The sequence below is a fragment of the Providencia sp. PROV061 genome, assembly GCF_011045655.1.
In the GTDB taxonomy this organism is placed as follows: Bacteria; Pseudomonadota; Gammaproteobacteria; order Enterobacterales; family Enterobacteriaceae; genus Providencia; species Providencia hangzhouensis.
In genome coordinates this window covers 1830682-1855662 of record NZ_CP042861.1, presented here as the reverse complement: position 1 = coordinate 1855662, position 24981 = coordinate 1830682, and the positions used below count along the sequence as shown (strand labels likewise).

Annotated in this window: 20 protein-coding genes and 6 tRNA genes; 13 read left to right on the top strand and 13 right to left on the bottom strand. The window is 39.6% G+C overall.

The window, feature by feature from the left end; translation table 11 throughout:
• Positions 1-48 precede the first annotated feature (48 nt).
• The 5 genes from FVA72_RS08360 to FVA72_RS08340 all read left to right on the top strand — a co-directional run bounded on the left by FVA72_RS08360 (position 49) and on the right by FVA72_RS08340 (position 6448).
• Positions 49-1173 (top strand): CMD domain-containing protein, encoded by a 1125-nt coding sequence (locus tag FVA72_RS08360; RefSeq protein WP_004264858.1) that lies wholly within the window; start codon positions 49-51, stop codon positions 1171-1173.
• A gap of 4 nt (positions 1174-1177) precedes the next feature.
• Positions 1178-2638, top strand: a complete 1461-nt coding sequence (locus FVA72_RS08355; RefSeq protein ID WP_137018943.1) for an FAD/NAD(P)-binding protein — start codon at positions 1178-1180, stop codon at positions 2636-2638.
• A gap of 3 nt (positions 2639-2641) precedes the next feature.
• Entirely contained in the window at positions 2642-3655 is a 1014-nt protein-coding gene (locus tag FVA72_RS08350; protein ID WP_004264860.1) for a methionine ABC transporter ATP-binding protein, read from the top strand.
• Positions 3652-4320: a methionine ABC transporter permease gene (locus FVA72_RS08345; RefSeq protein WP_110591945.1), complete on the top strand. Its 669-nt coding sequence runs from the start codon at positions 3652-3654 to the stop codon at positions 4318-4320. The genes FVA72_RS08350 and FVA72_RS08345 overlap by 4 nt, the downstream gene beginning before the upstream one ends.
• Before the next feature lie 361 nt (positions 4321-4681).
• Positions 4682-6448, top strand: coding sequence for a potassium/proton antiporter (locus tag FVA72_RS08340; RefSeq protein WP_227528923.1), 1767 nt, complete (start codon positions 4682-4684; stop codon positions 6446-6448).
• A 248-nt stretch (positions 6449-6696) separates the two neighbouring features.
• On the opposite strand, the gene FVA72_RS08335 is transcribed toward FVA72_RS08340, so the two are convergent.
• The 6 genes from FVA72_RS08335 to FVA72_RS08310 all read right to left on the bottom strand — a co-directional run bounded on the left by FVA72_RS08335 (position 6697) and on the right by FVA72_RS08310 (position 9063).
• Complete coding sequence (locus tag FVA72_RS08335) at positions 6697-6990, bottom strand: helix-turn-helix domain-containing protein (RefSeq protein WP_036959042.1); 294 nt, start codon at positions 6988-6990, stop codon at positions 6697-6699.
• Between the two features lie 1565 nt (positions 6991-8555).
• A tRNA-Lys gene (locus tag FVA72_RS08330) sits at positions 8556-8631 on the bottom strand.
• Positions 8632-8663: 32 nt separating this feature from the next.
• A tRNA-Lys gene (locus FVA72_RS08325) sits at positions 8664-8739 on the bottom strand.
• 36 nt (positions 8740-8775) lie between these two features.
• A tRNA-Val gene (locus tag FVA72_RS08320) sits at positions 8776-8851 on the bottom strand.
• A 34-nt stretch (positions 8852-8885) separates the two neighbouring features.
• Positions 8886-8961, bottom strand: a tRNA-Val gene (locus tag FVA72_RS08315).
• Positions 8962-8987: 26 nt separating this feature from the next.
• Positions 8988-9063, bottom strand: a tRNA-Val gene (locus tag FVA72_RS08310).
• A gap of 423 nt (positions 9064-9486) precedes the next feature.
• On the opposite strand from FVA72_RS08310, the gene gltX reads away from it, so the two are divergent.
• Both gltX and FVA72_RS08300 read left to right on the top strand, forming a co-directional pair.
• Positions 9487-10908, top strand: coding sequence for a glutamate--tRNA ligase (gene gltX, locus FVA72_RS08305; protein ID WP_110591946.1), 1422 nt, complete (start codon positions 9487-9489; stop codon positions 10906-10908).
• 176 nt (positions 10909-11084) lie between these two features.
• A tRNA-Ala gene (locus FVA72_RS08300) sits at positions 11085-11160 on the top strand.
• 70 nt (positions 11161-11230) lie between these two features.
• Here FVA72_RS08300 and FVA72_RS08295 read toward each other — a convergent pair.
• Positions 11231-11983 (bottom strand): SDR family NAD(P)-dependent oxidoreductase, encoded by a 753-nt coding sequence (locus FVA72_RS08295; RefSeq protein ID WP_110591947.1) that lies wholly within the window; start codon positions 11981-11983, stop codon positions 11231-11233.
• A gap of 120 nt (positions 11984-12103) precedes the next feature.
• Here FVA72_RS08295 and FVA72_RS08290 point away from each other — a divergent pair, with 120 nt between their 5' ends.
• Complete coding sequence (locus tag FVA72_RS08290) at positions 12104-12523, top strand: MarR family winged helix-turn-helix transcriptional regulator (protein ID WP_004264867.1); 420 nt, start codon at positions 12104-12106, stop codon at positions 12521-12523.
• On the opposite strand, the gene FVA72_RS08285 is transcribed toward FVA72_RS08290, so the two are convergent.
• From FVA72_RS08285 to zipA, 4 genes are all read right to left on the bottom strand, one after another.
• The gene (locus FVA72_RS08285; protein ID WP_004912576.1) at positions 12520-12735 is read right to left on the bottom strand and encodes a DUF3820 family protein; all 216 of its coding nucleotides are present in this window, start codon (positions 12733-12735) and stop codon (positions 12520-12522) included. The two genes, FVA72_RS08290 and FVA72_RS08285, sit on opposite strands and share 4 nt — an antisense overlap.
• A gap of 80 nt (positions 12736-12815) precedes the next feature.
• Positions 12816-14000, bottom strand: coding sequence for a NupC/NupG family nucleoside CNT transporter (locus tag FVA72_RS08280; protein WP_102137575.1), 1185 nt, complete (start codon positions 13998-14000; stop codon positions 12816-12818).
• Positions 14001-14278: 278 nt separating this feature from the next.
• Complete coding sequence (gene ligA / locus FVA72_RS08275; protein ID WP_110591948.1) at positions 14279-16294, bottom strand: NAD-dependent DNA ligase LigA; 2016 nt, start codon at positions 16292-16294, stop codon at positions 14279-14281.
• A gap of 57 nt (positions 16295-16351) precedes the next feature.
• A complete protein-coding gene (zipA, locus tag FVA72_RS08270) occupies positions 16352-17335 on the bottom strand; it encodes a cell division protein ZipA (protein WP_110591949.1) in 984 nt (327 codons plus the stop codon).
• Between the two features lie 218 nt (positions 17336-17553).
• On the opposite strand from zipA, the gene cysZ reads away from it, so the two are divergent.
• The 5 genes from cysZ to crr all read left to right on the top strand — a co-directional run bounded on the left by cysZ (position 17554) and on the right by crr (position 22534).
• Complete coding sequence (gene cysZ, locus FVA72_RS08265) at positions 17554-18318, top strand: sulfate transporter CysZ (RefSeq protein WP_004264874.1); 765 nt, start codon at positions 17554-17556, stop codon at positions 18316-18318.
• 226 nt (positions 18319-18544) lie between these two features.
• A complete protein-coding gene (cysK, locus tag FVA72_RS08260) occupies positions 18545-19498 on the top strand; it encodes a cysteine synthase A (protein WP_110591950.1) in 954 nt (317 codons plus the stop codon).
• Between the two features lie 352 nt (positions 19499-19850).
• A complete protein-coding gene (gene ptsH, locus FVA72_RS08255) occupies positions 19851-20108 on the top strand; it encodes a phosphocarrier protein Hpr (RefSeq protein ID WP_004264876.1) in 258 nt (85 codons plus the stop codon).
• 140 nt (positions 20109-20248) lie between these two features.
• Entirely contained in the window at positions 20249-21976 is a 1728-nt protein-coding gene (gene ptsI, locus FVA72_RS08250; RefSeq protein WP_004264877.1) for a phosphoenolpyruvate-protein phosphotransferase PtsI, read from the top strand.
• Between the two features lie 48 nt (positions 21977-22024).
• Positions 22025-22534, top strand: a complete 510-nt coding sequence (gene crr / locus FVA72_RS08245; RefSeq protein ID WP_004264878.1) for a PTS glucose transporter subunit IIA — start codon at positions 22025-22027, stop codon at positions 22532-22534.
• A 98-nt stretch (positions 22535-22632) separates the two neighbouring features.
• Here crr and cysM read toward each other — a convergent pair whose 3' ends face one another.
• Positions 22633-23517, bottom strand: a complete 885-nt coding sequence (cysM, locus tag FVA72_RS08240) for a cysteine synthase CysM (protein WP_110591951.1) — start codon at positions 23515-23517, stop codon at positions 22633-22635.
• 373 nt (positions 23518-23890) lie between these two features.
• Complete coding sequence (gene cysA / locus FVA72_RS08235; RefSeq protein WP_110591952.1) at positions 23891-24979, bottom strand: sulfate/thiosulfate ABC transporter ATP-binding protein CysA; 1089 nt, start codon at positions 24977-24979, stop codon at positions 23891-23893.
• Positions 24980-24981 lie beyond the last annotated feature (2 nt).

The following is a 24981-nucleotide window of genomic DNA, read 5'->3' as shown; positions in this document are numbered from 1 at the left end:
GATATGTAATGAAGGAGATAAAAACGTTTAAAAAAAGTGAGTTGCTTTATGACTATTTCCTATAATGATGTAATTAATTATTTAACTAATTTAACACCAGATTCCAATCTAGCTAAAATTCGCCATGAACGCTCAGTCGCGACTGAAAATACTCAAGCCGTATTTGAAGCTATTTTTTCTACGCCATCGACACTTCTCACAAATGATGTGAAATATTATTTTGCTCATGAAGTCGCGAAAATAACGGGAAGTCCCCGTCTCGCTGAATTTTATTTGCAATTAATAGACTCAATTCCTGATGAACCTCTTACCCAACCACTTTCCACAGCAAAAGAATATCTGCAAATTTTAACGCAATCACCTAAAGACACCCATTACCAATTAATTGCTGCATTAACTGAACAAGGTTGGCAAGAGAGTGACATCATTTTACTTGCCCAATTAATAACTTATGTCACCTATCAAGCTCGGCTAATCGAAGGGATCCTTTTACTGACAGATAATAGCAGCCTTACAAGTAATTCGTCCAAAGTTGTGGCTGGTAAATGGAACCATCAACTATTAACCCGAAAAGGGAACTCTTCTCCAACCTCTTTTACACAAGATAACTTAGGATGGGAAGCTTGGATTTCAGCAAGGGATGCGAAGACATTGTCTGTTGAAGAAGCTCAGGTTATGAAAAAATTTGGCCAATTAAACTCTGAATATTTTTTACTACTCGCACATCAAAGCAAAATTTTAGAATTACGAACTTTAGTTGACCGAGGCGTGTTTTATACCTCAGAAGGGTTACCCCGCTGGGAACGTGAATTTGCTGCGGCGGTAACGAGTAAAGTTAATGGCTGCATATACTGCGCTTCTGTACATGCTAGAAAAGCCAGTCAGTATGCAAAAGAACGACGTGCTGATGTTGATAAATTACTAGCAACTGCGACGGGTTCAGTACTTGCTGAAGGTTTTGATGACAGACTCCTAGCCATCACAGATTTAGTCGCCTCTTTATCTGCAACCCCCATCCAAGCCACACCATCACAAATTGAAGAGTTACAAAACTTGGGTTTATCTGAACTTGAATTACTTGATTTAGTTCAATCAACGGCCTTCTTTTCATGGGCGAACCGCTTAATGTTATCGCTGGGTGAGCCCTTTGAAATAGTAGAGGATAAGGAGTAATTCAATGGAACTGATTATGGGTTTAGAGGCATTAGAAGCGCAAATAAAACAAGATTTGCAGTATTTAAATTTACCAATAACGTCTTGGTCATTATCAAAAAATAACCCTGAAAACCAAATTATTGATGTCGCTATCATTGGTGCGGGTATGTCAGGTATTACAGCCGCATTCGCTCTGAAATTACGTGGTATCAATGCAATTGTTTTCGACCAAGCCCCTGCTGGCAAAGAAGGCCCATGGCAAAGCCCTGCATTAATGGAAACATTGCGTTCCCCAAAACATGTGGTTGGCCCTGCGCTTGCATCCCCCTCTTTAACTTTTCAAGCTTGGTTTAAAGCCCAGTTTGGCATTCAAAAATGGGATGAACTCGATAAAATTCCACGTTTGCAGTGGGGAGAATATCTGCAGTGGTATAAAACCATGACAGAACCCTATGTGCTTAATCAATATCGGTTAGTGGATGTGCAATTAAATGATAACTACCGTGAATTAATTTTTGATACCCCAGAAGGAACGGTCAGTTATCAAGCGCAACATGTAATTTTAGCGACTGGTATGGAGTCTTTTAGTGAAGCTAATATCCCTAGCTTTATGAATGACATCCCAACGAATTATTGGGAACATTCATATGCAGGTACTGACTATCGTCGCTTTAAAGGTTTAGACATTGGTGTTGTTGGCTATAGTGCAGGTGCTATGGATAGTTCAGCAACGGCATTAGAAAATGGTGCTAATTCGGTTGAAATTTTAATTCGTGCTAGCGATATGCCTCGTGTAAACCGAGGGAAAGTTGCTGGAAGCGCAGGTTTTACCAATGCATATGCCTATTTTACCGATGCTCAAAAATGGCATTACACGGACTATGTAGCCAAAGCCAAAACACCAGCGCCCCACGGAAGCACACTAAGAGTATCTCGTCATGAGAATGCTTATTTCAATTTCAATACTCAAGTTAAATTTATTGAATTAAAAAACAAAAAGTTACATGTCACGACAACGACAGGTAAATTTATATTAGATTATTTGATCTTGGCAACTGGTTATCGGATTAATTGGGCCAAGCACAGCGCCTTTCATCGGTTATCACCGCTAGTTAAAACGTGGGGAGATGCATACACGCCATCCATTCATGAAGAAAATACAGAGTTAGCTTCACATCCTTATTTAGGTAATCACTTTGAATTTCAAGCGAAACACAAGCAAGACACACTAAAAATCAATCAGTTATATTTTTTTAACTTAAGTGCATCGCTCAGTATGGGGCCTGTTATAGGGTTAATCCCCGGAACTAATGTTGGGGCAGAACGATTGGCTGACCATATTGCAGCTCAATTGTACTTGAGTCATCAAGAACAACACCTTGAGCAAGTCAAAAATAGCCAAGAAGCTGAATTATTAGGTGATGAGTGGCAACCCGCTGCACCACCTTCAGAACGCGTGCAATTAACTGATAATGTAGAGTAAATCATGATTACCTTTCAAAATATTCAAAAAGTCTATGAAAAAGATGGGCAGTCTTTAGTTGCATTGCAAGACATTAATTTGCATATCAATAAAGGTGATATCTTTGGATTTATTGGTTATAGCGGAGCGGGTAAAAGTTCACTTATCCGCTTGGTGAATCAATTAGAAAAACCAACCAGTGGGGCAGTTATTATTAATGGCCAGAATATTGCTGAACATACCCCTGCAGAAACTCGTTCACATAAAAAAAGCATTGGTATGATTTTCCAGCATTTCAATTTGCTAGAAACTAAAACTGTTGCTCAAAATATTGCGATGCCCTTATTACTTTCAGGTGTCGATAAACAAGAAATCACTCGGCGAGTTGATAGCATTCTTGAATATGTCGAACTTAGCGATAAAAAACACCAATACCCTGGGCAGCTATCCGGTGGGCAAAAGCAGCGTGTTGGTATTGCTCGTGCTTTGATCAATAACCCACAAATTTTGTTATGTGATGAAGCCACTTCAGCCCTTGACCCGCAAACAACTCGCTCAATTTTGCAATTATTAAAAAAAATCAATCAAGAGCAAAATATTACTATCTTGCTCGTAACTCATGAAATGGAAGTCATTGAAGAAATCTGTAACCGTGTAGCCGTTATGGAATCAGGAAAAATTGTCGAAGAAGGAACTGTACTTGATATTTTTGCAAATCCTCATCAAGACACAACCAGAAAATTTGTAGGGACAGTGTTAAATGAAGAAATTCCAGAACGCGTTCTACATAACTTAGAACACCAACAAGATGTTTATCGTCTTGAATTTTTAGGGTCCTCTGCGCAACAACCTGTTGTTAATGAGTTAATACTGAAAGAAATTGTCAAAATAAATATTTTGTTTGCCAATATGAAAGAGATCAGTGGTGTCGTGCTAGGCAGCATGTTTGTCCAATTTATTGGTGATAAAGAAAAAATTGAAGATGCAGTTTCTTTTCTTCGCCAACGTGGAGTTGCAGTTAATAAGGGGGCACTATGACACAATTATTCGAAACCGCTTTAACAACTAAACAGTTTTTATTAGCGATGTCAGAAACTTTTACGATGGTTAGCGTTGCGCTCGTATTAGGTTCTATATTTGGGATCTTATTAGGTATCGTACTTGTTGTAACGAGACCAGACGGTATTTGGGAAAATAAATGTATTTATCGTATAGTGAACCCGATTATTAATATTATTCGCTCACTGCCTTTTATCATCTTATTAGTTGCTATGATCCCTCTCACACGCTTTATGGTGGGAACTTCAATAGGAACAACTGCAGCAATAGTGCCATTAGTCATTTTTATTGCGCCCTATACCGCACGCTTAGTTGAAAATTCATTACTCAGTGTACATTCGGGTATTATTGAAGCGGCTGATTCTATGGGAGCGACTAATTGGCAAATTGTTTGGCATTTTATTTTACCAGAAGCAAAGTCATCATTAATTTTAAGTTTAACCGCTGCAAGTATTACTTTAGTCGGTGCAACCGCGATGGCAGGAGCCGTTGGTGGTGGTGGCGTTGGTGACTTAGCTCTAAACTACGGCTACCAACGTTTTGATAATGTCGCAATGGCTATCACCGTTGTTACATTAGTAATTATCGTACAAGGCATGCAATTTATTGGTGACTATTTAGCGAAAAAAGCGCGCTTCCATTAATTAGATCGTGAAGGTCGAAAGAATATTCGGCCTTCTCTCTTTTAGCTTACTTTATAAGTGCCTATTTTTCCCCTCAATGCTTATGTCCCTCATTTCAAAATTATCTTTAGTTAAAAAATTAAAAATAAAGTGAACTGCGGTGCTTACTTATTCAAATTTATCGTTTTTTTACGTGATTTAACTCACTTTAATAATAAAAAATGCGATAAATAATCAAATTATTTAAATTTATTTATATTATAATCATGTAGATATACTTTTTAATGGATATTATCAGCTTTTCGCTAAAATAATCTATTCTCTATGTATATTTAGTCGTCTTGCTGTTTTTTCATTTTTTGCTTTCTACGCGCGCTTTACGATGCATCGTCAGCGTTTTATTCACTTACAGATTAAACTGATTATGCCAACTATTGAACAACTCATTTTATTGATTTCTATACTCATTCTTTTGGGAATTTTCTCTAGCAAATTGTCTGCTAGGCTCGGTTTACCTATGCTAGTCATGTTTTTGTTTATTGGCATGTTAGCAGGCGAAGACGGGATAGGTAAGATTACATTTGATAACGTGAATGTTTCCTATGCCGTTGGTTCTCTCGCCCTTGCTTTAATTTTATTTGATGGGGGTCTACAAACATCAGTAAAATCAATTCGTCTAGTTTGGAAACCATCTTTTACACTAGCAACATTAGGCGTTCTTGTCACCGCAGGTGTAACAGGTCTCGCTGCTGCCTATATTCTCGGCGTTCCTCTGCTTGAAGGGCTATTATTAGGCGCTATAGTAGGTTCTACCGATGCCGCCGCCGTTTTTTCCTTACTGCGCAACGCGGGGATCTATTTAAATGAACGATTGCAATCCACTTTAGAAATAGAAAGTGCAACAAATGACCCTACGGCCATATTTTTAACTGTTGGTTTATTACAACTTTTAATGAACCCACAAGCTTCAGGTAGTGAATTAATTCTGCTGTTTTTTAGCCAAATGGGAATAGGTACTGTTGTTGGCTTGAGCGTTGGCTGGGTTTCAGTCAAAATTATCAATAAGATTAAGCTATTAGCTACTGGTTTGTATCCTGTGCTTGTCGCGGCATGTGGACTACTATCTTTCGGTCTCGCCAGTAATTTAGAAGGCAGTGGGTTTTTATCTATTTTTGTCACTGGTGTTGTGATTGGTAATCATCGGTTTGTTTTTCAACGCAATACATTTTTGTTCCATGATGGATTAGCATGGCTAAGCCAAATTATCATGTTCGTTATGCTAGGGTTACTTGTCAACCCAAGTTCTCTTATTGAAGTCTGGCTTGAAGGCTTAATTATTGCTCTGGTCTTAACGTTTATCGCGAGGCCATTGGCTGTAATACCTGTTCTAAAATTATTTGGTTTCCCTAAACCTGAAATAACATTAATTTCTTGGGTAGGGTTACGTGGCTCTGTTCCTATTATTCTTGCTATTTTCCCGTTTATCTACGGGCTACCTAATGCCCATTTAATTTTTGACGTGGTTTTCTTTGTGGTATTAATTTCAGCAACCTTACAAGGCTCAACCTTGCCTTACGTTGCACGTAAATTAAATTTAATGCAGCCACCTCCATTGATCCCTGCGGCCACTTTAGATATTACCGCAGTAGAACAAATAGACGCAGATTTAGTGGAATATACATTAGGAGAGGATTGCTCTGCAGTGGGTCGCCGATTATCGCAACTTGCATTACCTGACCAAACTGTCATTGCAATGATTACGCGTGAAAAAAGTGTTTTACCTCCAAGGGGTTCAACTACCTTTCATGCTGAAGACCATTTATTCGTTGTTCTTAAACCTGAAAATCGTATTTTTCTTGAACGCCTTTTTTCAGAAAAAAACATCTCTGAACACACTCCTATTGAACTTCCCGATACAGGGCTAAGTCTAAAAGGAACGACTCGATTAAATGAGATCTACTCATCTTATGGTATCCAAATTGATAATAGTGATGAAAGGACTCTTAACCAATTTATTTACGCTTCTATATCGGAACCTTTGCAAGATACCATCATAAAATTAGATCAACTGCAATTAAGAATTGGAGAGATGATAGGCACACGTATCGTAACCGTAATATTAGAGCCAATCAAAGAGCAGGAAGGTTAACGGAGCATAAATATCTTACCCAATATTTTTCTTAGATGTTGAGTAAAATCTTAAGTTATAATTATTTCAAGGATACAAAAATAAAAGCCCTTTCGGGCTTTTATTTGTTCTTTAATGAAACATAAGATAAAAACAGCTATTGTCATTTTAAGCTATAAATAGCAGGTATATTTAATTTATGTTCCTAATTGAAACAATTAAGAATTAAAGCGAATTACGTTTCATTCTAAAACAATATAGATATTTAGTTACACCAGAGTATATGCAGAGCTTTCAAACCCCTTATTACCCGTGCTCTCATCTACTTGAGTATCCTCTTGCAGGACTTCACTAAAAAACTCACCCATGTTAACGTCTAAAACTTTTAATACTCGAACTAGACAATCTATATCGATACGATTCACACCACGCTCGTAACGAAATAGCTGCTGTTCACTTATATCTATCTCTTTAGCTAACTGAAAAACAGTAAAGCCTTGAGCTCTTCTAAGGGCTTTTATTTTTTGTCCAACTGCACAAGCGACAGGATATTTCGTGTTCATAAACATTCTCGCTTCAATTTATATTTAAGGAAATAAAAATTAGCAGATAATTATCTACATATTTTATTTTTTATATTTATGTGTATAACATTGATAATGCTACAGACGATTCAGCATATATCTAACAGAATGATATACTACCCTTATAATTAGTTTCAACTAGTCCTAAATTGACATTGCAACTATGTAACAAAGTATTTCATGCTATACATTTCGTGTTTAAAATCAAAATAATACTTTAATATCACAAAGTTACACGCAACGTGTGTATCACTGCATAGTAATATTCCAGAGGATATGCCTAAATCCTTGGAATATTCATCTAAAAAAGACCTATGTAGCCGATGTATAACCTAAAAATAAAGGAAATAAATAGAATTATTTAACACTGTAACAATATTAATGTTATTGATACAATTAAACTCGATGAAAAGTGATAAACCCACTATAAATGATACTTTTATGTAAAAAATGGTAAAAACAGTCAATTTTATCTCTAAAACTCTCTAATTCGGCAAAATATCAGTACGTTAAAAAGCCAGTTAAACTGTTACAATTAGTAAATTACTAAATTTTTAAAGTAGCAAGAGATGGATTTATTATCTACAAGTACCAAACATAACAAAACCATAACGTTAAGAAAGCTTATTATTCATTTTACTAGATGAATATCACAAAATTATGAAAAATAACTTTCATCGACGGTCTGTTTTTGATTCCACTGGTTTCTGTTTTTTTCAGGATGAAGGGTAATACAAAATTTTAAAAATAAACACAATTTAAGCATTTATAGCTAAATTACAGATTTTTATATTTACGATATAATGAAAGCTATTTATAAAAAATGATAATTACTCGTCCATTCTATTGAAGAGTAATTAGCCATTCATTTATGCTTAAATGACGTCATTATATTTTAAAATATATCCTGCTAATGCCATATTGGAATATAGACATAAAAACTAAGTGGCTTTTCAAAGTACATCTTGAATTATTTCACATATTAGGCGGGCTGTGTAGCCGATAATTCTCCAAGTTCTTATCATGTTACTTAGAAAATGTAACTTACAAAATATGTGTATTATTTAGTGATTAAGTGTTTACTTAGCTAAGTATTAGTTTGGATTACTTGCTTGATAATGGCTTGAGATGGTGGGTCGTGCAGGATTGAAATCCTTCAGATTTGCCCTACGGGCTGAACCTGCAACCAGCTTGTCGAGGTACGGCTTAACGACTGAGTGTTTACTTAGGTGACGGTTAAATTGGATTACTTGCTTGATAATGGCTTGAGATGGTGGGTCGTGCAGGATTGAAATCCTTCGGATTTACCCTACGGGCTGAACCTGCAACCAGCTTGTCGAGGTATGGATTAACGACTGAGTGTTTACTTAGGTGACGGTTAAATTGGATTACTTGCTTGATAATGGCTTGAGATGGTGGGTCGTGCAGGATTGAAATCCTTCGGATTTACCCTACGGGCTGAACCTGCAACCAGCTTGTCGAGGTATGGATTAACGACTGAGTGTTTACTTAGGTGGTTGTTAAATTGAATTATTTGCTTGAGATGGTGGGTCGTGCAGGATTCGAACCTGCGACCAATTGATTAAAAGTCAACTGCTCTACCGACTGAGCTAACGACCCATCTTGGAAGATCTGATTTTTTACTGCTTAGATGGTGGGTCGTGCAGGATTCGAACCTGCGACCAATTGATTAAAAGTCAACTGCTCTACCGACTGAGCTAACGACCCATCTAAATTGTGTTTCAATGCAAGTAACTGATGAAGTGGTGGGCGATAGCGGGCTCGAACCACTGACCCCCTCCTTGTAAGGGAGGTGCTCTACCAACTGAGCTAATCGCCCACTTCATGACTTATACTACATTATAATAAATAATTGGTGGGCGATAGCGGGCTCGAACCACTGACCCCCTCCTTGTAAGGGAGGTGCTCTACCAACTGAGCTAATCGCCCAATTATTTATTTTTCATCGTCAACGGTGGTGGGCGATAGCGGGCTCGAACCACTGACCCCCTCCTTGTAAGGGAGGTGCTCTACCAACTGAGCTAATCGCCCCGTCGTCGATGGAGGTGCATTATAGGGATACTGAGTTCTGAGTCAACGCTTTTTCAATAGATTTTTTTCGTTCGTTGCAAAAATAATCAAGATGTTTCAATATTCACCAGAAAAGCTGCCTTTTTAATCAATTACCTATCATTTTCTCTTTATTCTTTTAAGAAAAAAACAGAAACTATTTTTAAAGTGTATTTATTTATGTCAAATTTGGCGAAACAAACTAATTTCTTGTCTTCTATCCTGATAACTTGATTGAGGAATCATTGTAGGATGATAGAATAGATATACATTTTAGCAATGCTTAGACATTTCACTGCTTAGAACATCAAACTCGCCATCAAGTTAATTGTGCCTGTTTTTAGTCTTCTAAACAGTAAACAGATAAGCGCTTCAAAAACATGTTTTGCAATTAAGGCAATCTCGATGAGTAAAATCAAAACCCGTTTTGCACCAAGCCCAACTGGCTATTTACACGTTGGTGGTGCACGTACCGCTCTGTATTCCTGGTTATTTAGTCGCCACAATCAGGGCGAATTTGTCCTGCGTATTGAAGATACTGACTTAGAACGCTCAACTCAGGAAGCTATCGACGCCATTATGGACGGTATGAACTGGTTGAATTTAAATTGGGATGAAGGCCCTTACTATCAAACTAAACGCTTTGACCGTTATAATGATGTCATTGACCAAATGTTAGATGCGGGTACCGCTTATCGTTGTTATTGTTCGAAAGAGCGCTTAGAAGCGTTACGTGAAGAGCAAATGGCAAATAATGAAAAGCCTCGTTATGATGGCTGCTGCCGTGACCATGCACACAACCATACACCTGATGAGCCGCACGTTGTTCGTTTCCGTAACCCACAAGAAGGTTCCGTTATTTTTGACGACAAAATTCGTGGGCCAATTGAATTTAGTAACCAAGAGCTGGACGATTTAATTATTCGTCGTACTGATGGTTCACCAACTTACAACTTCTGTGTGGTTATTGATGACTGGGATATGGAAATTACCCACGTTATCCGTGGTGAAGACCATATCAACAACACGCCTCGCCAAATCAACATTCTAAAAGCATTAGGGGCACCAGTACCTGTGTATGCTCACGTTTCGATGATCCTAGGTGATGACGGTAAAAAACTATCAAAACGTCATGGTGCGGTTAGTGTTATGCAATATCGTGATGACGGTTATTTGCCGCAAGCACTTCTTAACTACCTTGTGCGTTTAGGTTGGTCTCATGGCGACCAAGAGATTTTCACTGTTGAAGAAATGAAAGAGTATTTCAGCCTTGACGCTATCAGCAAGTCAGCAAGCGCGTTTAATACTGAAAAACTGCAATGGTTAAACCACCACTATATCAATACATTACCAGCAGAAGAAGTTGCAACCTATCTTGCATGGCATATTGAACAACAGAATATTGATACCAGCACAGGACCTCAATTAGTTGATCTAATCAAATTACTTGGTGAACGTTGTAAAACATTAAAAGAAATGGCGGAATCTTGCCACTATTTCTACCAAGATTTCGAAGAATTTGACGCTGATGCGGCGAAAAAACACTTGCGACCAGTTGCTCGTCAGCCTTTAGAAGTCGTAAAAGATAAATTAGCTGCGATAACTGATTGGACGGCTGAAAATGTTCACCAAGCCATCGAAGCAACTGCCGCTGAATTAGAAGTGGGTATGGGTAAAGTGGGTATGCCTTTACGTGTTGCTGTGACAGGTGCTGGCCAGTCTCCAGGCCTTGATGTGACCGTTCACGCTATCGGTCAAGCTCGCTCTATCGCTCGTATTGAGAAAGCCTTAGCGTTTATCGCTGAACGCGAAGCTTCTGCTCAATAATTTAATATTATTGGCCCTCAATTTATTGGGGGCCAATTCTCTGATTCATCCTCCCTTCTCCACTCAACTGATTGCAAAATGTTCTATATTTCAGCAATTAAACCTAAAACCCTATTATTTTATTGACACTCTAACTTAGCTTGAATATGATGCATCCCGTCCAAAAGATTTTGTTTGGGGCTATAGCTCAGCTGGGAGAGCGCTTGCATGGCATGCAAGAGGTCAGCGGTTCGATCCCGCTTAGCTCCACCAATCACTTAAATACTAAAAGTCACTATTCACCTCTTCCATTTTAAATCAATAATATCTTTTAGATTATGAATTACTGCGCGGTATAACCACCATCAATAGGAATAAATGCACCGGTTATAAAGCTACTTTCTTCTGATAACAAAAAGGCCACCACATTAGCAATTTCTAGCCGAGTAGCCATTCTGCCCATTGGGTGAGTAGAAGCCATCCATTGCTGCGTTTCCTGTGGTAATGCACTAATATTCGGTGTTTCTATATAGCCAGGGCCAACAGCATTGATACGGATACCTTTTTGAGCGTTCTCTAAGGCAGCGGAACGTGTTAATCCCAGTACCGCATGCTTTGCTGCAGTGTAAGGTGCTATACCCGCTATCCCTGTTACCCCATTGCAAGCTGATAAATTTACGATAGCTCCCCCACCACTACGCAAAATCATAGGAATACTGTACTTCATACCGTGAAATGTCCCTGTTATATCGGTTTCAATCACCTCATGCCAAGCCTCTAAAGGATAATCCTCAATATTGACGCCATGAGGTCCAGTGGTCCCCGCATTATTCACCAAATAGTGCAAAACACCGTATTGTTGCTCAATTTTTTCGACTGTTGTTTTAAAGTCTTGTGCATTTGCGACATTCATTTTTATAGCATAGACACGTTGTCCTGTTGGGTCTATCTCTCTAGCGGCTTGTTGTAAAGCGACCTCATTGCGCCCCGTAATTACCGTTATCGCGCCAAGTGAATACAGCTTTTGTGCAATAGTAAAACCGACACCTGTCGATGCCCCTGTAACCAATGCCACTCGCTGATTAAACTTCCCCATAGCTCACCTCAATTATGATTAACTTTAGTTAACTATAATTAATTAACCAAAGTTAATCAACTGGTCGTCTTATTATTAAAATCAATATATACTCAATAGATTGAATGTTACGGAGTTTTCATGATGCCAAATTCTCTTGAAGATGCGCTTTCCCTGCTGCAATGTACGCTAGTTGCGCGCAGAGTTAGCTTTACCCCTGAGCAAATAACTTGGGGTCAATATGATGTGCTAGAGATATTGAGATTAAAAGGGGATTTAACACCAAGCCAGTTAAGCCAATCACTTGGCCTCTCTCGCCAAAATTTATCGAAATTTCTTCGAGTTCTGAAATCTTATGAATTTGTCGAGCAATATCAATCTGAAGAAGATAGACGGGAACTGATCACCCGTTTAACCGACAAAGGGCATCATTTTTTGCAGCGTGCAGCTACAGGGCGTGCTGAAAATGCAGCTAAGGTCAAAGCAGCATTAACCCCCCAAGAACAAAAACTATTTATTACTTTAAGTCAGAAAATTACTCACGCACTAGGCCACGATTAACCCCGTTTTAAAGGCTTTACCAGCCCTTCTAAGCCTTCTATTTTTAGTCCTAGGGTCATCTCCATTAACTGCCCTAAACGTCCAGCAGGGAACTCTCCTTTCTTATAGAACCATAATAAATATTCTTCGGGTAAATCAATTAAGACACAGCCTTTATATTTACCAAATGGCATATACGTATTGGCCATATCAATGAGATCTTGTTTTTCCATTGTTATTTCTCTTTCGTATCAAAGCATAAAAAACGGCGCTCATTTGAACGCCGTTTCTTAATCTAACATGTTTTAGTGGATTACAAAACTAACCCAACAACCGCTGCGGATAAGAAACTAACTAAGGTTGAACCGTACAGTAATTTTAAACCGAAGCGAGCCACGGTATTACCTTGTTTCTCATCTAAACCTTTAATCGCACCTGCAATAATACCGATGGATGAGAAGTTAGCGAAAGAAACTAAGAATACGGACAAGATACCAACAGAACGCTCAGATAACCCACCAGCAATCGCTTGTAAGCCATCCATCGCAACGAATTCATTCGTTACCATTTTCACTGCCATAATTCCGCCAACCTGTAAGGCTTCATCGGCAGGAATGCCGAGCATCCATGCAAATGGATAGAATACGTAACCTAACATGGTTTGGAAGTCGATACCGAATACAGCTGAGAAAATACCGTTAATCATCGCAATGAGGGCAATAAAACCAATCAACATCGCTGAAACGATAATCGCTACTTTAAACCCTGCAAGAATATATTCACCTAACATTTCAAAGAAGCTTTGCCCTTCGTGCAGGTTGCTCATTTGAATATCTTCTTCACCTTCAGGTGGATACGGGTTAATCAGTGATAGTACGACGAAAGTACCAAACATATTTAGAACCAATGCAGCGACCACAAAACGCGGCTCTAACATGGTCATGTATGCCCCAACGATAGACATAGATACCGTTGACATGGCAGTTGCCGCCATGGTGTACATTCTGCGGTCTGACATCCGGTTCAATTGGTCTTTATACGCAATAAAGTTTTCTGACTGACCCAGTAACAATGAACTGACTGCGTTAAAAGACTCTAACTTACCCATACCATTCACTTTCGATAACACGGTACCGATAATACGGATCACGATAGGAAGAATTTTGATGTGCTGTAAGATCCCGATCAACGCAGAAATAAAGATGATTGGGCATAACACTTGTAAGAAGAAGAACGCTAAGTTCCCTTCAATCATGCCACCAAAAATAAATTTAGTCCCTTCTGCTGCATAGCCTAGCAAGTGAGTAAATACCCCTGCCACACCAAGAACAAAAGATTCGCCAATATTCGATTTTAAGAACAAATAAGCTAATGCAATTTGAATAACCAGTAGTTGAACAACATAGCGAGGACGGATCCCTCTACGGTTACTACTGGCTAAAATGGCAAGAGCGGCAATTACTACTAAAGATAAAACGAAATGCAGGATCGAGGTCATATGCGACTCCAACAAATTTAAGAATCAGTCTATGTGCATATTCTATGTAATAGACAACATTTAAATGAGACAGAGGTCACATTAATATGAAAGCTTACTAGGTGTATTTTGCAAAAAGAAGAAGGGGATCACGTTTCAACTATAACAATTCCTAGCATTCGCTTTTTTTGCACAGAAATTTTACTGAGAATTTAAGTTAAGACTTACAACAACCTGCGTATAAAATTGTTGCCTACAGAGATCGTAGGCAACTAAGTCAAATTGAATATAGTTCACTATTAAATATTCAGCAAACGAACCAATTCATTTTCATCAATAACGCGTATGCCAAGTTCATTTGCTTTGGCTAATTTAGAACCAGCGGCCTCACCTGCAATGACCAAATCTGTTTTCTTCGAGACGCTTCCTGAGACTTTTGCACCTAAAGCCACTAACTTGTCTTTGGCTTCATCACGCGTCAATACGCTCATTGACCCTGTTAGCACCACTGTTTTACCTGCAAATGGGCTATCGATTTCTGCACTATTAACGACTTTTACTTCAGGCCAATGAATATTTGCCTTCGTCAGTAAATCTTCAATCACCGCTTGGTTATGAGGTTCACGGAAAAAATTGACCACATGTTTCGCAACTACATGACCAATATCTTGAACGGTTTTTAGTGACTCTTCATCCGCCGCCATCACAGCCTCAAGTGTGGTGTAATGCGCTGCTAAGTTTGCCGCCGTTGCTTCGCCAACCTCACGAATTCCAAGGGCATAAATAAAGCGAGCCAATGTTGTTTGCTTAGACTTATTGAGTGCATCAACCAGATTCTGTGCCGACTTCGGCCCCATTCTATCGAGGCCAGTTAAAATACCTGCACTTAATTGGTACAAATCCGCTGGGGTTTTGACATACTCTTTTTCAACTAATTGGTCGATAATTTTATCGCCCATGCCATCCACATCCATTGCTCGGCGTGAGACAAAATGTTTCAGTGCTTCTTTGCGTTGTGCCCCACAAATAAGCCCACCTGTACAGCGTGCCACCGCTTCACCTTCAACTCGTTCGATATCAGAACCACATACAGGGCAATGGGTCGGGAAGATAATTTCACGGCTATCTGTTGGTCGCTTGTCAACCACAACACTGACGATTTGTGGAATAACATCCCCTGCTCGACGAATAATGACCGTATCACCGATATGCACGCCAAGGCGTTCAATTTCATCTGCATTGTGTAACGTCGCATTACTGACCACCACACCTGCGACTTGCACGGGTTCTAAACGCGCCACAGGCGTGATAGCACCTGTACGCCCAACTTGAAATTCAACATCTTTTAATAATGTGACTTGTTCTTGAGCTGGGAATTTAAACGCTGTCGCCCAGCGAGGTGCTCGAGAAACAAAACCTAATTCTTCTTGAATCGCGATTGAGTTAACTTTAATGACTACCCCATCGATATCAAAGCCAAGGTCAGGTCGAACTTGCTCAATTTCATGGTAAAAATTTAATACGGCCTGATGACCAACACGTAATTGAACATAATCACTAACCGGTAAACCCCATGCTTTAAATTGCATCAAACGGTCATAATGTGTGTCCGGTAACGAGCCACCTTCCACAAGCCCAACACCATAACAATAAAAAGTGAGTGGCCTTTTAGCGGTAATACGTGGGTCTAATTGACGTAACGAACCCGCAGCCGCATTACGCGGGTTTGCAAAGACTTTGCCATCCGTTTTACGTGCCTGCTCATTGAGTGCTTCAAAACCTTTTTGGGGCATGAAGACTTCGCCACGGATCTCAACGCGATCAGGAATATTGCTTCCCCTTAAACGCAATGGGATAGCGCGTATGGTTCGTACATTCGCGGTAATATTCTCACCTACGGTCCCATCACCACGAGTCGCCGCTTGTACTAATTCACCATTTTCATACAACAAACTTACCGCTAACCCATCGAGCTTGAGCTCACAACAGAAAGTCAGTTCTTGATGATTTTTCAAACGATCTCTTACCCGCTTATCAAACGCAAGGTAACTTTCTTCATCAAAAACATTATCTAGGGATAACATAGGTATTTCATGGCGTACGGTATCAAACGCAGCCAATGGTGCGGCACCAACACGTTGAGTCGGTGAATCACTCGTGACAAGTTCAGGATGCTGTGCCTCTATCTCTTTTAGACGTTGCATTAACTTGTCATATTCTACGTCTGGAATTTCGGGGGCATCTAATACATGGTATTGATATTCATGATGACGTAACTGTTTTTTTAATTCGTCTATTTCTTGTTTGGTAGTCATGATTCACTCATACAGATAAAAAACCCCCAATTAATGGGGGTTTTGTTCAACGTTTATTTAACTTAATGTGTTTCTAATTCGAGCATGATACACCTCTATTTTTTGAGGTGTCAGCATTTTGCGTTCGTCATCAAGAACAACCCCTCCCGCATCTGATGCGATACGTTGAGCAGCTTGCAACATCAATTTGAAGTTTTGCCCTGCATCACCGTAAGACGGGACCATCATAAACATGGAAACCCCTGGGGTGGTAAAATCAGCCATTGTCTCTGGGTCGAATGAGCCAGGCTTCACCATGTTGGCTAAGCTAAACAAAACAGGCCCCGTACCAGACGGGTTCACATGGCGATGGAATATTTTCATTTCCCCGAATTGGAAACCGGCTTGTAAAATACTTTGCAGTAATAACTCACCTTGAAGTTCCTGCCCTTGCAAAGCGGCTACGTGAAGTACCAGAACTGTCTCCTTGCTACTTGTTGTAGCAGAATCTTCCTGCGGCTCAGCTTTCTTCTCAATATGCTGCGTCTCTTGTTCATAGGTGCTCGGCTGAGGCTCTTCTCTCAATTTGGTTGAATCAATATGTGGTTCAGCGACAGTTTCAGTGGCTGGCTCAACAATCACTTCCTCACTCATATTAATGGTGAGTTGTTCGGGTACATGAACGGGTTCAGTACGTTGATGCATCGTAGGCTCATTATGAACCGGCGATTTAGCCTCAGGCTCCTTGTTCATAATAATGTCAGGTTCAACCGATGCTTTTGGCTGTATATTAGGCTCAACTGGAGACTCATTTTTTACCGGATATACAGGCTCAGTCGCAGCGGGATGAACAGGCGCCTGCTGAGTCGGTTGATTTTCAGTAAATAATGCAGAATCATCATATTCTGATGAATTCTCCTGCATATCGTTTTTTCTACGTTTTACGGGTCTGTCGCGAAATAACTTTGAGCGCTCTTTACGGCTGGTCCATAAACCATGCAGTAATAAAGCGACAATCGCTATCGCACCTACGACCACTAATATCAGACGCAAATCCTGCATCGCTGCTATCTCTAGTTGATGAATGATAATGCCAACACGGCGGAAACTTCCTTAAGATTATTTCTCAATTGCTCTAAGTGCAACCCCCAGAACGATTTTCTTACAAGAAAGAGAATATTCCGCTTTCATTTGCTGCTTTTTTAAGCGAATAATGGCTAGTCAGCCTAATTTCATATCTATATGATACATGGTCAACCGAAAAGGAGAGAACAAGAAGTATGACCCAATCGACATTTTCGACACAAAAAGACCATTCTGGTTTTTATTATTTTACACAAGGCTGGAGATTAATCACTCGGCCCGGTATTAAACGTTTTGTTATTTTGCCCCTATTAGCCAATATTTTATTCTTAGGCGGCGCATTTTGGTGGTTATATACAAAGCTTGGCGGCTGGATAGCCCAAGTGATGAGTTACGTTCCTGACTGGCTACAATGGCTCGATTATGTTATTTGGCCAATCGCTGTTATCTCTATTTTGCTCGTGTTTACCTATTTTTTTAGTACGGTTGCTAATATAATCGCTGCTCCTTTTAACGGTTGGTTATCAGAAAAACTCGAAGCCGAGTTAACGGGTAAACCATCACCAGATACTGGTGTTGCTGAGTTATTAAAAGATGTTCCTCGTATGATAAAGCGCGAGTTTGTCCGAATCGGTTACTACTTACCTCGCGCTATTGGGTTATTAATCCTATTTTTCATACCCGGTATTGGCCAAACAGTCGCCCCCGTACTGTGGTTTTTATTTGGTGCTTGGATGATGTCAATCCAATATTGCGATTACCCGTTTGATAACCACCGTGTTGGCTTTAACGAAATGAAGCAGGCGCTTGCCAAAGAGCGGATGAGAAACGTTCAATTTGGTGGCGTCATTAGCTTGTTAATGATGGTGCCTTTTGTCAACTTAGTGATCATGCCTGTTGCAGTTTGTGGTGCAACATTGATGTGGGTTGACAGGTATCGTGAGCGTTACGCACGCTACTAATCTATTAAATCATTGCGCAGGTTTATCGCCTGCGCTCTTTTATTTACTTATTATTGTTACACTATAATTATTCCTTAGAACTATTAGATCTAAAATAACATTTCGTTATAAGCTTATACTCAAATCATATTTGCATTAATTTGTTCTTAACGTATGTTGAATCCATCTCATTATTTTTAATTAATACCGATTACATTACTGGCTAACCGATTTTTAAGGATATCCCATGAGCAAAATTTATGATGATAACTCGTTGACTATTGGCCACACCCCACTTGTTCGCCTAAAACATTTTGGTGATGGCAATATTTTAGCAAAAGTGGAATCTCGCAACCCAAGCTTCAGTGTTAAGTGCCGTATTGGTGCTAACATGATTTGGGATGCAGAGAAAAAAGGTATCCTAAACAAAGACAAAGAATTAGTTGAACCAACTAGTGGAAATACGGGTATCGCTTTAGCCTATGTCGCTGCGGCGAGAGGTTATAAATTGACGTTAACCATGCCTGAAACCATGAGTATTGAGCGCCGTAAACTACTCAAAGCATTAGGTGCCAACCTCGTTTTAACTGAGGGGGCAAAAGGCATGAAAGGTGCAATAGCTAAAGCTGAAGAAATAGTGAATAGCAACCCTAAAAAATACTTATTACTTCAACAGTTTAATAACCCAGCAAACCCTGAAATCCATGAAAAAACCACTGGGCCTGAAATTTGGGAAGATACTGACGGCAATGTCGATGTTGTAGTCGCAGGTGTTGGTACGGGCGGGACGATTACAGGGATTGCAAAATACCTGAAAAACACCAAAGGCAAAGATGTGACTATCGTGGCTGTTGAACCAGAAACATCCCCTGTTATTACCCAAGCTTTAGCGGGCGAAGAAATTAAACCGGGCCCTCACAAAATACAAGGGATCGGCGCTGGTTTTATTCCGGGTAACTTAGATTTAAAATTACTCGATAAGGTCATTCAAATCAGCGATGACGAAGCCATCAAAACGGCTCGTGAGCTGATGGAAAAAGAAGGTATTCTTGCGGGTATCTCATCAGGCGCTGCTATTGCTGCTGCCACTAAAATTGCCGCAGACCCTGCCTATAAAGGTAAAAATATCGTCGTTATTTTACCTTCTTCAGGTGAGCGTTATTTGTCTACAGCCCTGTTTGCTGACATCTCGGCTGAGTAGCATAACTTCGTTACAATATCGTTAAAAAAGCACCTAAATGGTGCTTTTTTTGTGGCATAGATCAAACTTTAGCACGGATGGAGATGATTTATAATTCGGGGTTTAGTATTAAACATAGTAATTATTTTGCACCTCGAAATTAATCACTTTTTAGCCAACCTCTAGGGCGAGTAAAATAATTTGCCAATGAGAAAAAAGTATCGAGTTCGCAAGAAAAACAGAAAAAGGGTTGATACCGCACAAAGTAGGAAACCTTTTTTCAAGTTAATAATCTAACTTATACGCAAACCTAGTCTATTTCATCTACAATTGGCTGGGTAATTAAAAAAACGAAAGTTATTGAGGAAATACTATGTTTCAGCAAGAAGTTACTATTACGGCACCAAATGGTCTACATACTCGTCCTGCAGCTCAATTCGTAAAAGAAGCAAAAGCATTCTCTTCCGATATTTCTTTAATTTCTGGCGGCAAATCCGCTAGCGCAAAAAGTTTGTTTAAATTACAAACCTTAGGTCTAACACAAGGCACCGTTGTGACAATTTCTGCTGAAGGTGAAGACGAAAAAGAAGCCGTTGAGCATTTAGTTAAACTGATGGGCGAATTAGAATAATTTCTTACGAAAATAGCATTTACTGATTTCATTCAATGTCCCTGAGTGATGTCATTCGGGGACATTTGTATAATCGGCTATATTCATTGTCGTCTCTGCAACATCAGAACTCCCAGCACTAGCAGCAGTAAGGTAATATTATGATTTCAGGAATTTTAGTATCCCCGGGTTTTGCTTTTGGTCAGGCTTTAATCCTCAAAGAAGATCCTATCGTTGTTAGCACAAAAAAAATTGCTGACGATCAGGTTGATAAAGAAATTGCTCGCTTTATTGAGGGTCGTAACAAATCAGCCGAACAACTCAATTTGATTAAAGAGAAAGCCGAAAAAAATCTTGGAGCCGAAAAAGCTGAGATTTTTGAAGGTCATATCATGCTGCTAGAAGATGAAGAGCTGGAACAAGAAATTGTCTCTTTAATCAAAGGCGATAAAAAAACGGCAGATGCCGCTGCGTATTCCGTTATTGAAGATCAAGCTCAAGCGCTTGAATCCCTTGATGATGAATATCTTAAAGAACGTGCCGCTGACGTGCGTGATATTGGCAAACGTCTATTAAAAAACATCTTAAATATTCCTATCGTTGATTTAAGTGCAATCAGCGAAGAAGTTATTTTAGTGGCTGCGGATTTAACCCCTTCAGAAACCGCACAGCTAAATTTAGATAAAGTATTAGGGTTTATTACTGATTTAGGTGGCCGTACATCACATACCTCAATTATGGCGCGTTCTCTTGAGTTACCTGCCATTGTTGGAACTAGTGATGCCACCAGCAAAATTAAAAATGGCGATTTCATTGTATTAGATGGTGTCAACAACACCATCCACTTGAACCCATCTGAAGCCGAAATCGACAAACTGAAAGCTTTCCGTGATGAATATCTACAAGAAAAAGAAGAGCTCGCAAAATTAAAAGATTTGCCTGCCATCACCCTTGATGGTCATCAAGTTGAAGTTTGTGCGAATATCGGTACTGTACGTGATGTCGCTGGTGCAGAGCGCAATGGCGCAGAAGGCGTTGGGCTCTATCGTACTGAGTTTTTATTCATGGATAGAGACTCTCTTCCTACCGAAGAAGAACAGTTTCAAGCTTATAAAGCCGTTGCAGAAGCAATGGGCAGCCAAGCCGTTATTGTCCGTACAATGGATATCGGCGGTGATAAAGACCTGCCATATATGAATTTACCAAAAGAAGAGAACCCATTTCTCGGCTGGCGTGCAATTCGTATTTGTCTTGATCGCAAAGAAATCTTACACTCACAATTAAGAGCTATTTTAAGAGCCTCTAAATTTGGTAAACTGCGTATTATGTTCCCAATGGTTATTTCCGTTGAAGAAGTTCGTGAACTAAAAGCAGAGCTAGAAATGCTTAAAGCTCAGTTACGTGAAGAAGGTAAAGCTTTTGACGAGTCAATTGAAGTCGGTGTGATGGTTGAAACACCAGCCGCAGCTGTTATTGCTCGCCACTTGGCAAAAGAAGTTGATTTCTTTAGTATTGGGACGAACGATCTCACTCAATACACTTTAGCGGTCGACCGTGGTAATGAACTGATTTCTCATCTTTACAACCCGATGTCACCTGCTGTCCTAAACTTAATTAAGCAAGTGATCGATGCATCACACGCTGAAGGTAAATGGACTGGGATGTGTGGGGAGTTAGCTGGAGATGAGCGTGCAACCTTATTGCTACTTGGCATGGGGCTGGATGAATTTAGTATGAGCGCGATTTCAATTCCGCGTATCAAAAAGTTAATTCGCAATGCGAGCTTTACTGATACCCAAGCTTTGGCTGAACAAGCACTTGCTCAACCCACAGCGGATGAATTGATGAAACTTGTAGATACCTTTATCCAAGAAAAAACGTTATGCTAAGAACAGCACATTAGTTCGGTCCCATATAAAACGATTAGGAGAAGGTCCATGGGTCTGTTTGACAAACTGAAATCACTCGTTTCGGAAGACAAAAGTAGCAGTGGCAGTATTGAAATTATCGCACCTTTATCGGGTGAGATTGTCAATATTGAAGATGTTCCAGACGTTGTGTTCGCAGAAAAAATTGTTGGTGATGGTATTGCGATTAAACCCGCGGGTAACAAAATCGTTGCCCCTGTAGACGGTACAATTGGTAAAATATTTGAAACTAACCATGCGTTTTCTATTGAATCAGATGATGGTATAGAACTATTTGTTCACTTCGGTATTGATACCGTTGAACTTAAAGGTGAAGGCTTTAAACGCATCGCTGAAGAAGGCCAAACTGTGAAGAAAGGCGACTTAATCATCGAGTTTGATTTAGCGCTGTTAGAAGAGAAAGCAAAATCTGTTCTAACGCCAGTTGTCATTTCTAATATGGACGAAATCAAAGAACTAAACAAACTGACAGGCTCAGTGACAGTCGGTGAAACTGTCATCATGCGTATTAAGAAATAACTTAACTGCCAATATTTAGTTAAAACCATCAGGCCTTGCCTGATGGTTTTTCATTTGTGGGGATTTTTTATTGAGCACAGACTTGCCATTAAATTATCTCACTCATTAAATACACCTGTTGATAAATAACGGTCTCCTCGGTCACAAATTACTGCCACAACAACCGCTCCAGGGTTAGCTTTCGCCACTTTTAACGCACCAGCAACCGCCCCACCCGAGCTCACTCCACAAAAGATACCTTCAACTTTAGCTAAAGCTCTCATAGTCTCTTCAGCTTCTTGCTGGTTTATATCCAGTACACTATCAACTAATGAGCCATCAAAAATACAGGGTAAGTAACCTGGTGACCAACGCCTAATACCCGGAATTTGGCTTTTTTCCGCAGGTTGTAACCCAACAATATGGACATCATCTGACTGGGATTTTAAATAGCGACTTACCCCGGTAATGGTCCCCGTGGTTCCCATACTCGATACAAAATGGGTAATGCGACCATTAGTTTGCTGCCATATTTCAGGGCCTGTTGTTTTAAAATGAGCTAATGGGTTATCAGGGTTGTTAAATTGGTCTAAAACTTTCCCCTCACCTCTTTGTTCCATTTCCTTAGCCAAATCGCGGGCACCTTCCATACCAACAGCCGTACTCACTAAAATGAGTTCTGCACCATAGGCTTGCATTGAAGCTTGCCGCTCTTTGCTCATGTTATCTGGCATGAGTAATTTCAGTTTGTAGCCTTTTACTGCGGCTATCATCGCGAGCGCAATACCTGTATTTCCACTAGTTGCTTCAATTAGCGTATCACCTGGTTTAATTTCACCCCGTAATTGCGCTTCATTAATCATTGAAAATGCCGCGCGATCTTTCACTGAACCTGCGGGGTTATTACCTTCAAGTTTCACCCAAATTTCAGCTTCAATCCCTTGTGTTAAACGCTGAAGCTTTACTAATGGGGTATTACCGATAAATTGTTCCAGAGCCGACACTTTACCATCCTTATAATTTTTATATATAAATAAGAAAGAATAGAGATAAGATATTACCCCAATATTGATATGTGAAAATTGAAATCTCTTCACATTAATATTAGAAAAATAGATTATCTTAATTACTATTTCTGATATAGCTAATTGATATATTATATTACAATAAGTTTATAGAATTACCAGTTATATTTCATATAAAAATATGATAAATAAATCTTTTATATCAATTGGTTATGGTGGATTTAATCATAAGGGGAAATAGACTAAATATTTTTAATATAAAGTCTAATCATCGGTCATATACCTAGAAAGTAATAGAAAAGATAACACCAATAATATATTTATTAGTGTTATAAGTTATTGAGTTTTATATTCATGCACTTTCAGCAAGTTGTGGGAAAATTAACGCCTGATCTCCTTGATAGATCTTTGCCTGCTGGCTACCTAAAAAGTAACGTTCACCTCGCGTTGGTATCATTTTTTCGGACTGCCAAATCACTGACAAAGGCTCTTTCCCCCAACCTAATGGTTGAACGGTTAATTGCCAAAAATGCCCTCTTGGCCCCGATTCTGTAATTCTAACAGGTAAACGGTGCTGTTCATCCACTTCAGCTTGTAATGAGATATCCCAAGGACGTAAAAATACGTCGACTTCACCTTGTTGAACACTGGTATGGTTAAGGGGGAATTCATAGCCATCTATATTTAATGTTGAACCTTTGATGTGGGCAGAAATTTGGTTCACTTCCCCCATAAATTCAAGCACAAAACGGGTTTCTGGTCGCTGCCAAATATCGCTCGGTGTGCCAACTTGCTCAATATGACCTTGGCTCATCACCACCACTCGGTCTGCAACTTCCATGGCTTCTTCTTGGTCATGAGTCACAAAAACACTGGTAAATTTTAATTCATCATGTAATTGACGTAACCAACGGCGTAATTCAATACGCACTTGTGCGTCAAGCGCACCAAAAGGTTCATCTAATAATAAAATTTGTGGATCAACGGCTAAAGCTCTTGCCAGTGCCACACGCTGTTTTTGCCCCCCTGAAAGTTGTGCGGGGTAACGTGAAGCCAGATGGGCGAGTTGAACCATTTCCAGCAATTTTGTTACTTTATCTTTAATAGCCTGAGCTGATGGGCGCTGCTTTCTGGGTAAAACCGTTAAACCAAATGCCACATTATCAAACACTGTCATGTGGCGAAATAGTGCATAGTGTTGAAATACAAAGCCAACATGCCTATCTTTCGCATGGATTTTACTAACATCGTGACCATGAAAGCGCAATAACCCCTGACTTTGTTGTTCAAGCCCAGCAATAATCCGCAATAAGGTTGTTTTTCCTGAACCGGAAGGCCCTAATAAGGCAACCATTTCACCCGATGCAATATCCAGTGAAATATCGCTGAGTACTTGGGTTTTACCAAATAACTTACCGATTTTTTCAATTTCAATACTCATGA

What these genes read in the sequence shown, in the direction of transcription:
- gltX (WP_110591946.1), top strand. Translation starts at nt 9,487, where the DNA reads ATGAGTAAAATCAAAACCCGTTTTGCACCAAGCCCAACTGGCTATTTA.
- ptsI (WP_004264877.1), top strand. Translation starts at nt 20,249, where the DNA reads ATGATTTCAGGAATTTTAGTATCCCCGGGTTTTGCTTTTGGTCAGGCT.
- FVA72_RS08340 (WP_227528923.1), top strand. Translation starts at nt 4,682, where the DNA reads ATGCATCGTCAGCGTTTTATTCACTTACAGATTAAACTGATTATGCCA.
- ligA (WP_110591948.1), bottom strand. Translation starts at nt 16,294, where the DNA reads ATGACTACCAAACAAGAAATAGACGAATTAAAAAAACAGTTACGTCAT.
- FVA72_RS08295 (WP_110591947.1), bottom strand. Translation starts at nt 11,983, where the DNA reads ATGGGGAAGTTTAATCAGCGAGTGGCATTGGTTACAGGGGCATCGACA.
- FVA72_RS08290 (WP_004264867.1), top strand. Translation starts at nt 12,104, where the DNA reads ATGATGCCAAATTCTCTTGAAGATGCGCTTTCCCTGCTGCAATGTACG.
- cysK (WP_110591950.1), top strand. Translation starts at nt 18,545, where the DNA reads ATGAGCAAAATTTATGATGATAACTCGTTGACTATTGGCCACACCCCA.
- zipA (WP_110591949.1), bottom strand. Translation starts at nt 17,335, where the DNA reads ATGCAGGATTTGCGTCTGATATTAGTGGTCGTAGGTGCGATAGCGATT.
- crr (WP_004264878.1), top strand. Translation starts at nt 22,025, where the DNA reads ATGGGTCTGTTTGACAAACTGAAATCACTCGTTTCGGAAGACAAAAGT.
- FVA72_RS08350 (WP_004264860.1), top strand. Translation starts at nt 2,642, where the DNA reads ATGATTACCTTTCAAAATATTCAAAAAGTCTATGAAAAAGATGGGCAG.
- FVA72_RS08285 (WP_004912576.1), bottom strand. Translation starts at nt 12,735, where the DNA reads ATGGAAAAACAAGATCTCATTGATATGGCCAATACGTATATGCCATTT.
- FVA72_RS08280 (WP_102137575.1), bottom strand. Translation starts at nt 14,000, where the DNA reads ATGACCTCGATCCTGCATTTCGTTTTATCTTTAGTAGTAATTGCCGCT.
- ptsH (WP_004264876.1), top strand. Translation starts at nt 19,851, where the DNA reads ATGTTTCAGCAAGAAGTTACTATTACGGCACCAAATGGTCTACATACT.
- FVA72_RS08345 (WP_110591945.1), top strand. Translation starts at nt 3,652, where the DNA reads ATGACACAATTATTCGAAACCGCTTTAACAACTAAACAGTTTTTATTA.
- cysA (WP_110591952.1), bottom strand. Translation starts at nt 24,979, where the DNA reads ATGAGTATTGAAATTGAAAAAATCGGTAAGTTATTTGGTAAAACCCAA.
- FVA72_RS08335 (WP_036959042.1), bottom strand. Translation starts at nt 6,990, where the DNA reads ATGAACACGAAATATCCTGTCGCTTGTGCAGTTGGACAAAAAATAAAA.
- cysZ (WP_004264874.1), top strand. Translation starts at nt 17,554, where the DNA reads ATGACCCAATCGACATTTTCGACACAAAAAGACCATTCTGGTTTTTAT.
- FVA72_RS08355 (WP_137018943.1), top strand. Translation starts at nt 1,178, where the DNA reads ATGGAACTGATTATGGGTTTAGAGGCATTAGAAGCGCAAATAAAACAA.
- FVA72_RS08360 (WP_004264858.1), top strand. Translation starts at nt 49, where the DNA reads ATGACTATTTCCTATAATGATGTAATTAATTATTTAACTAATTTAACA.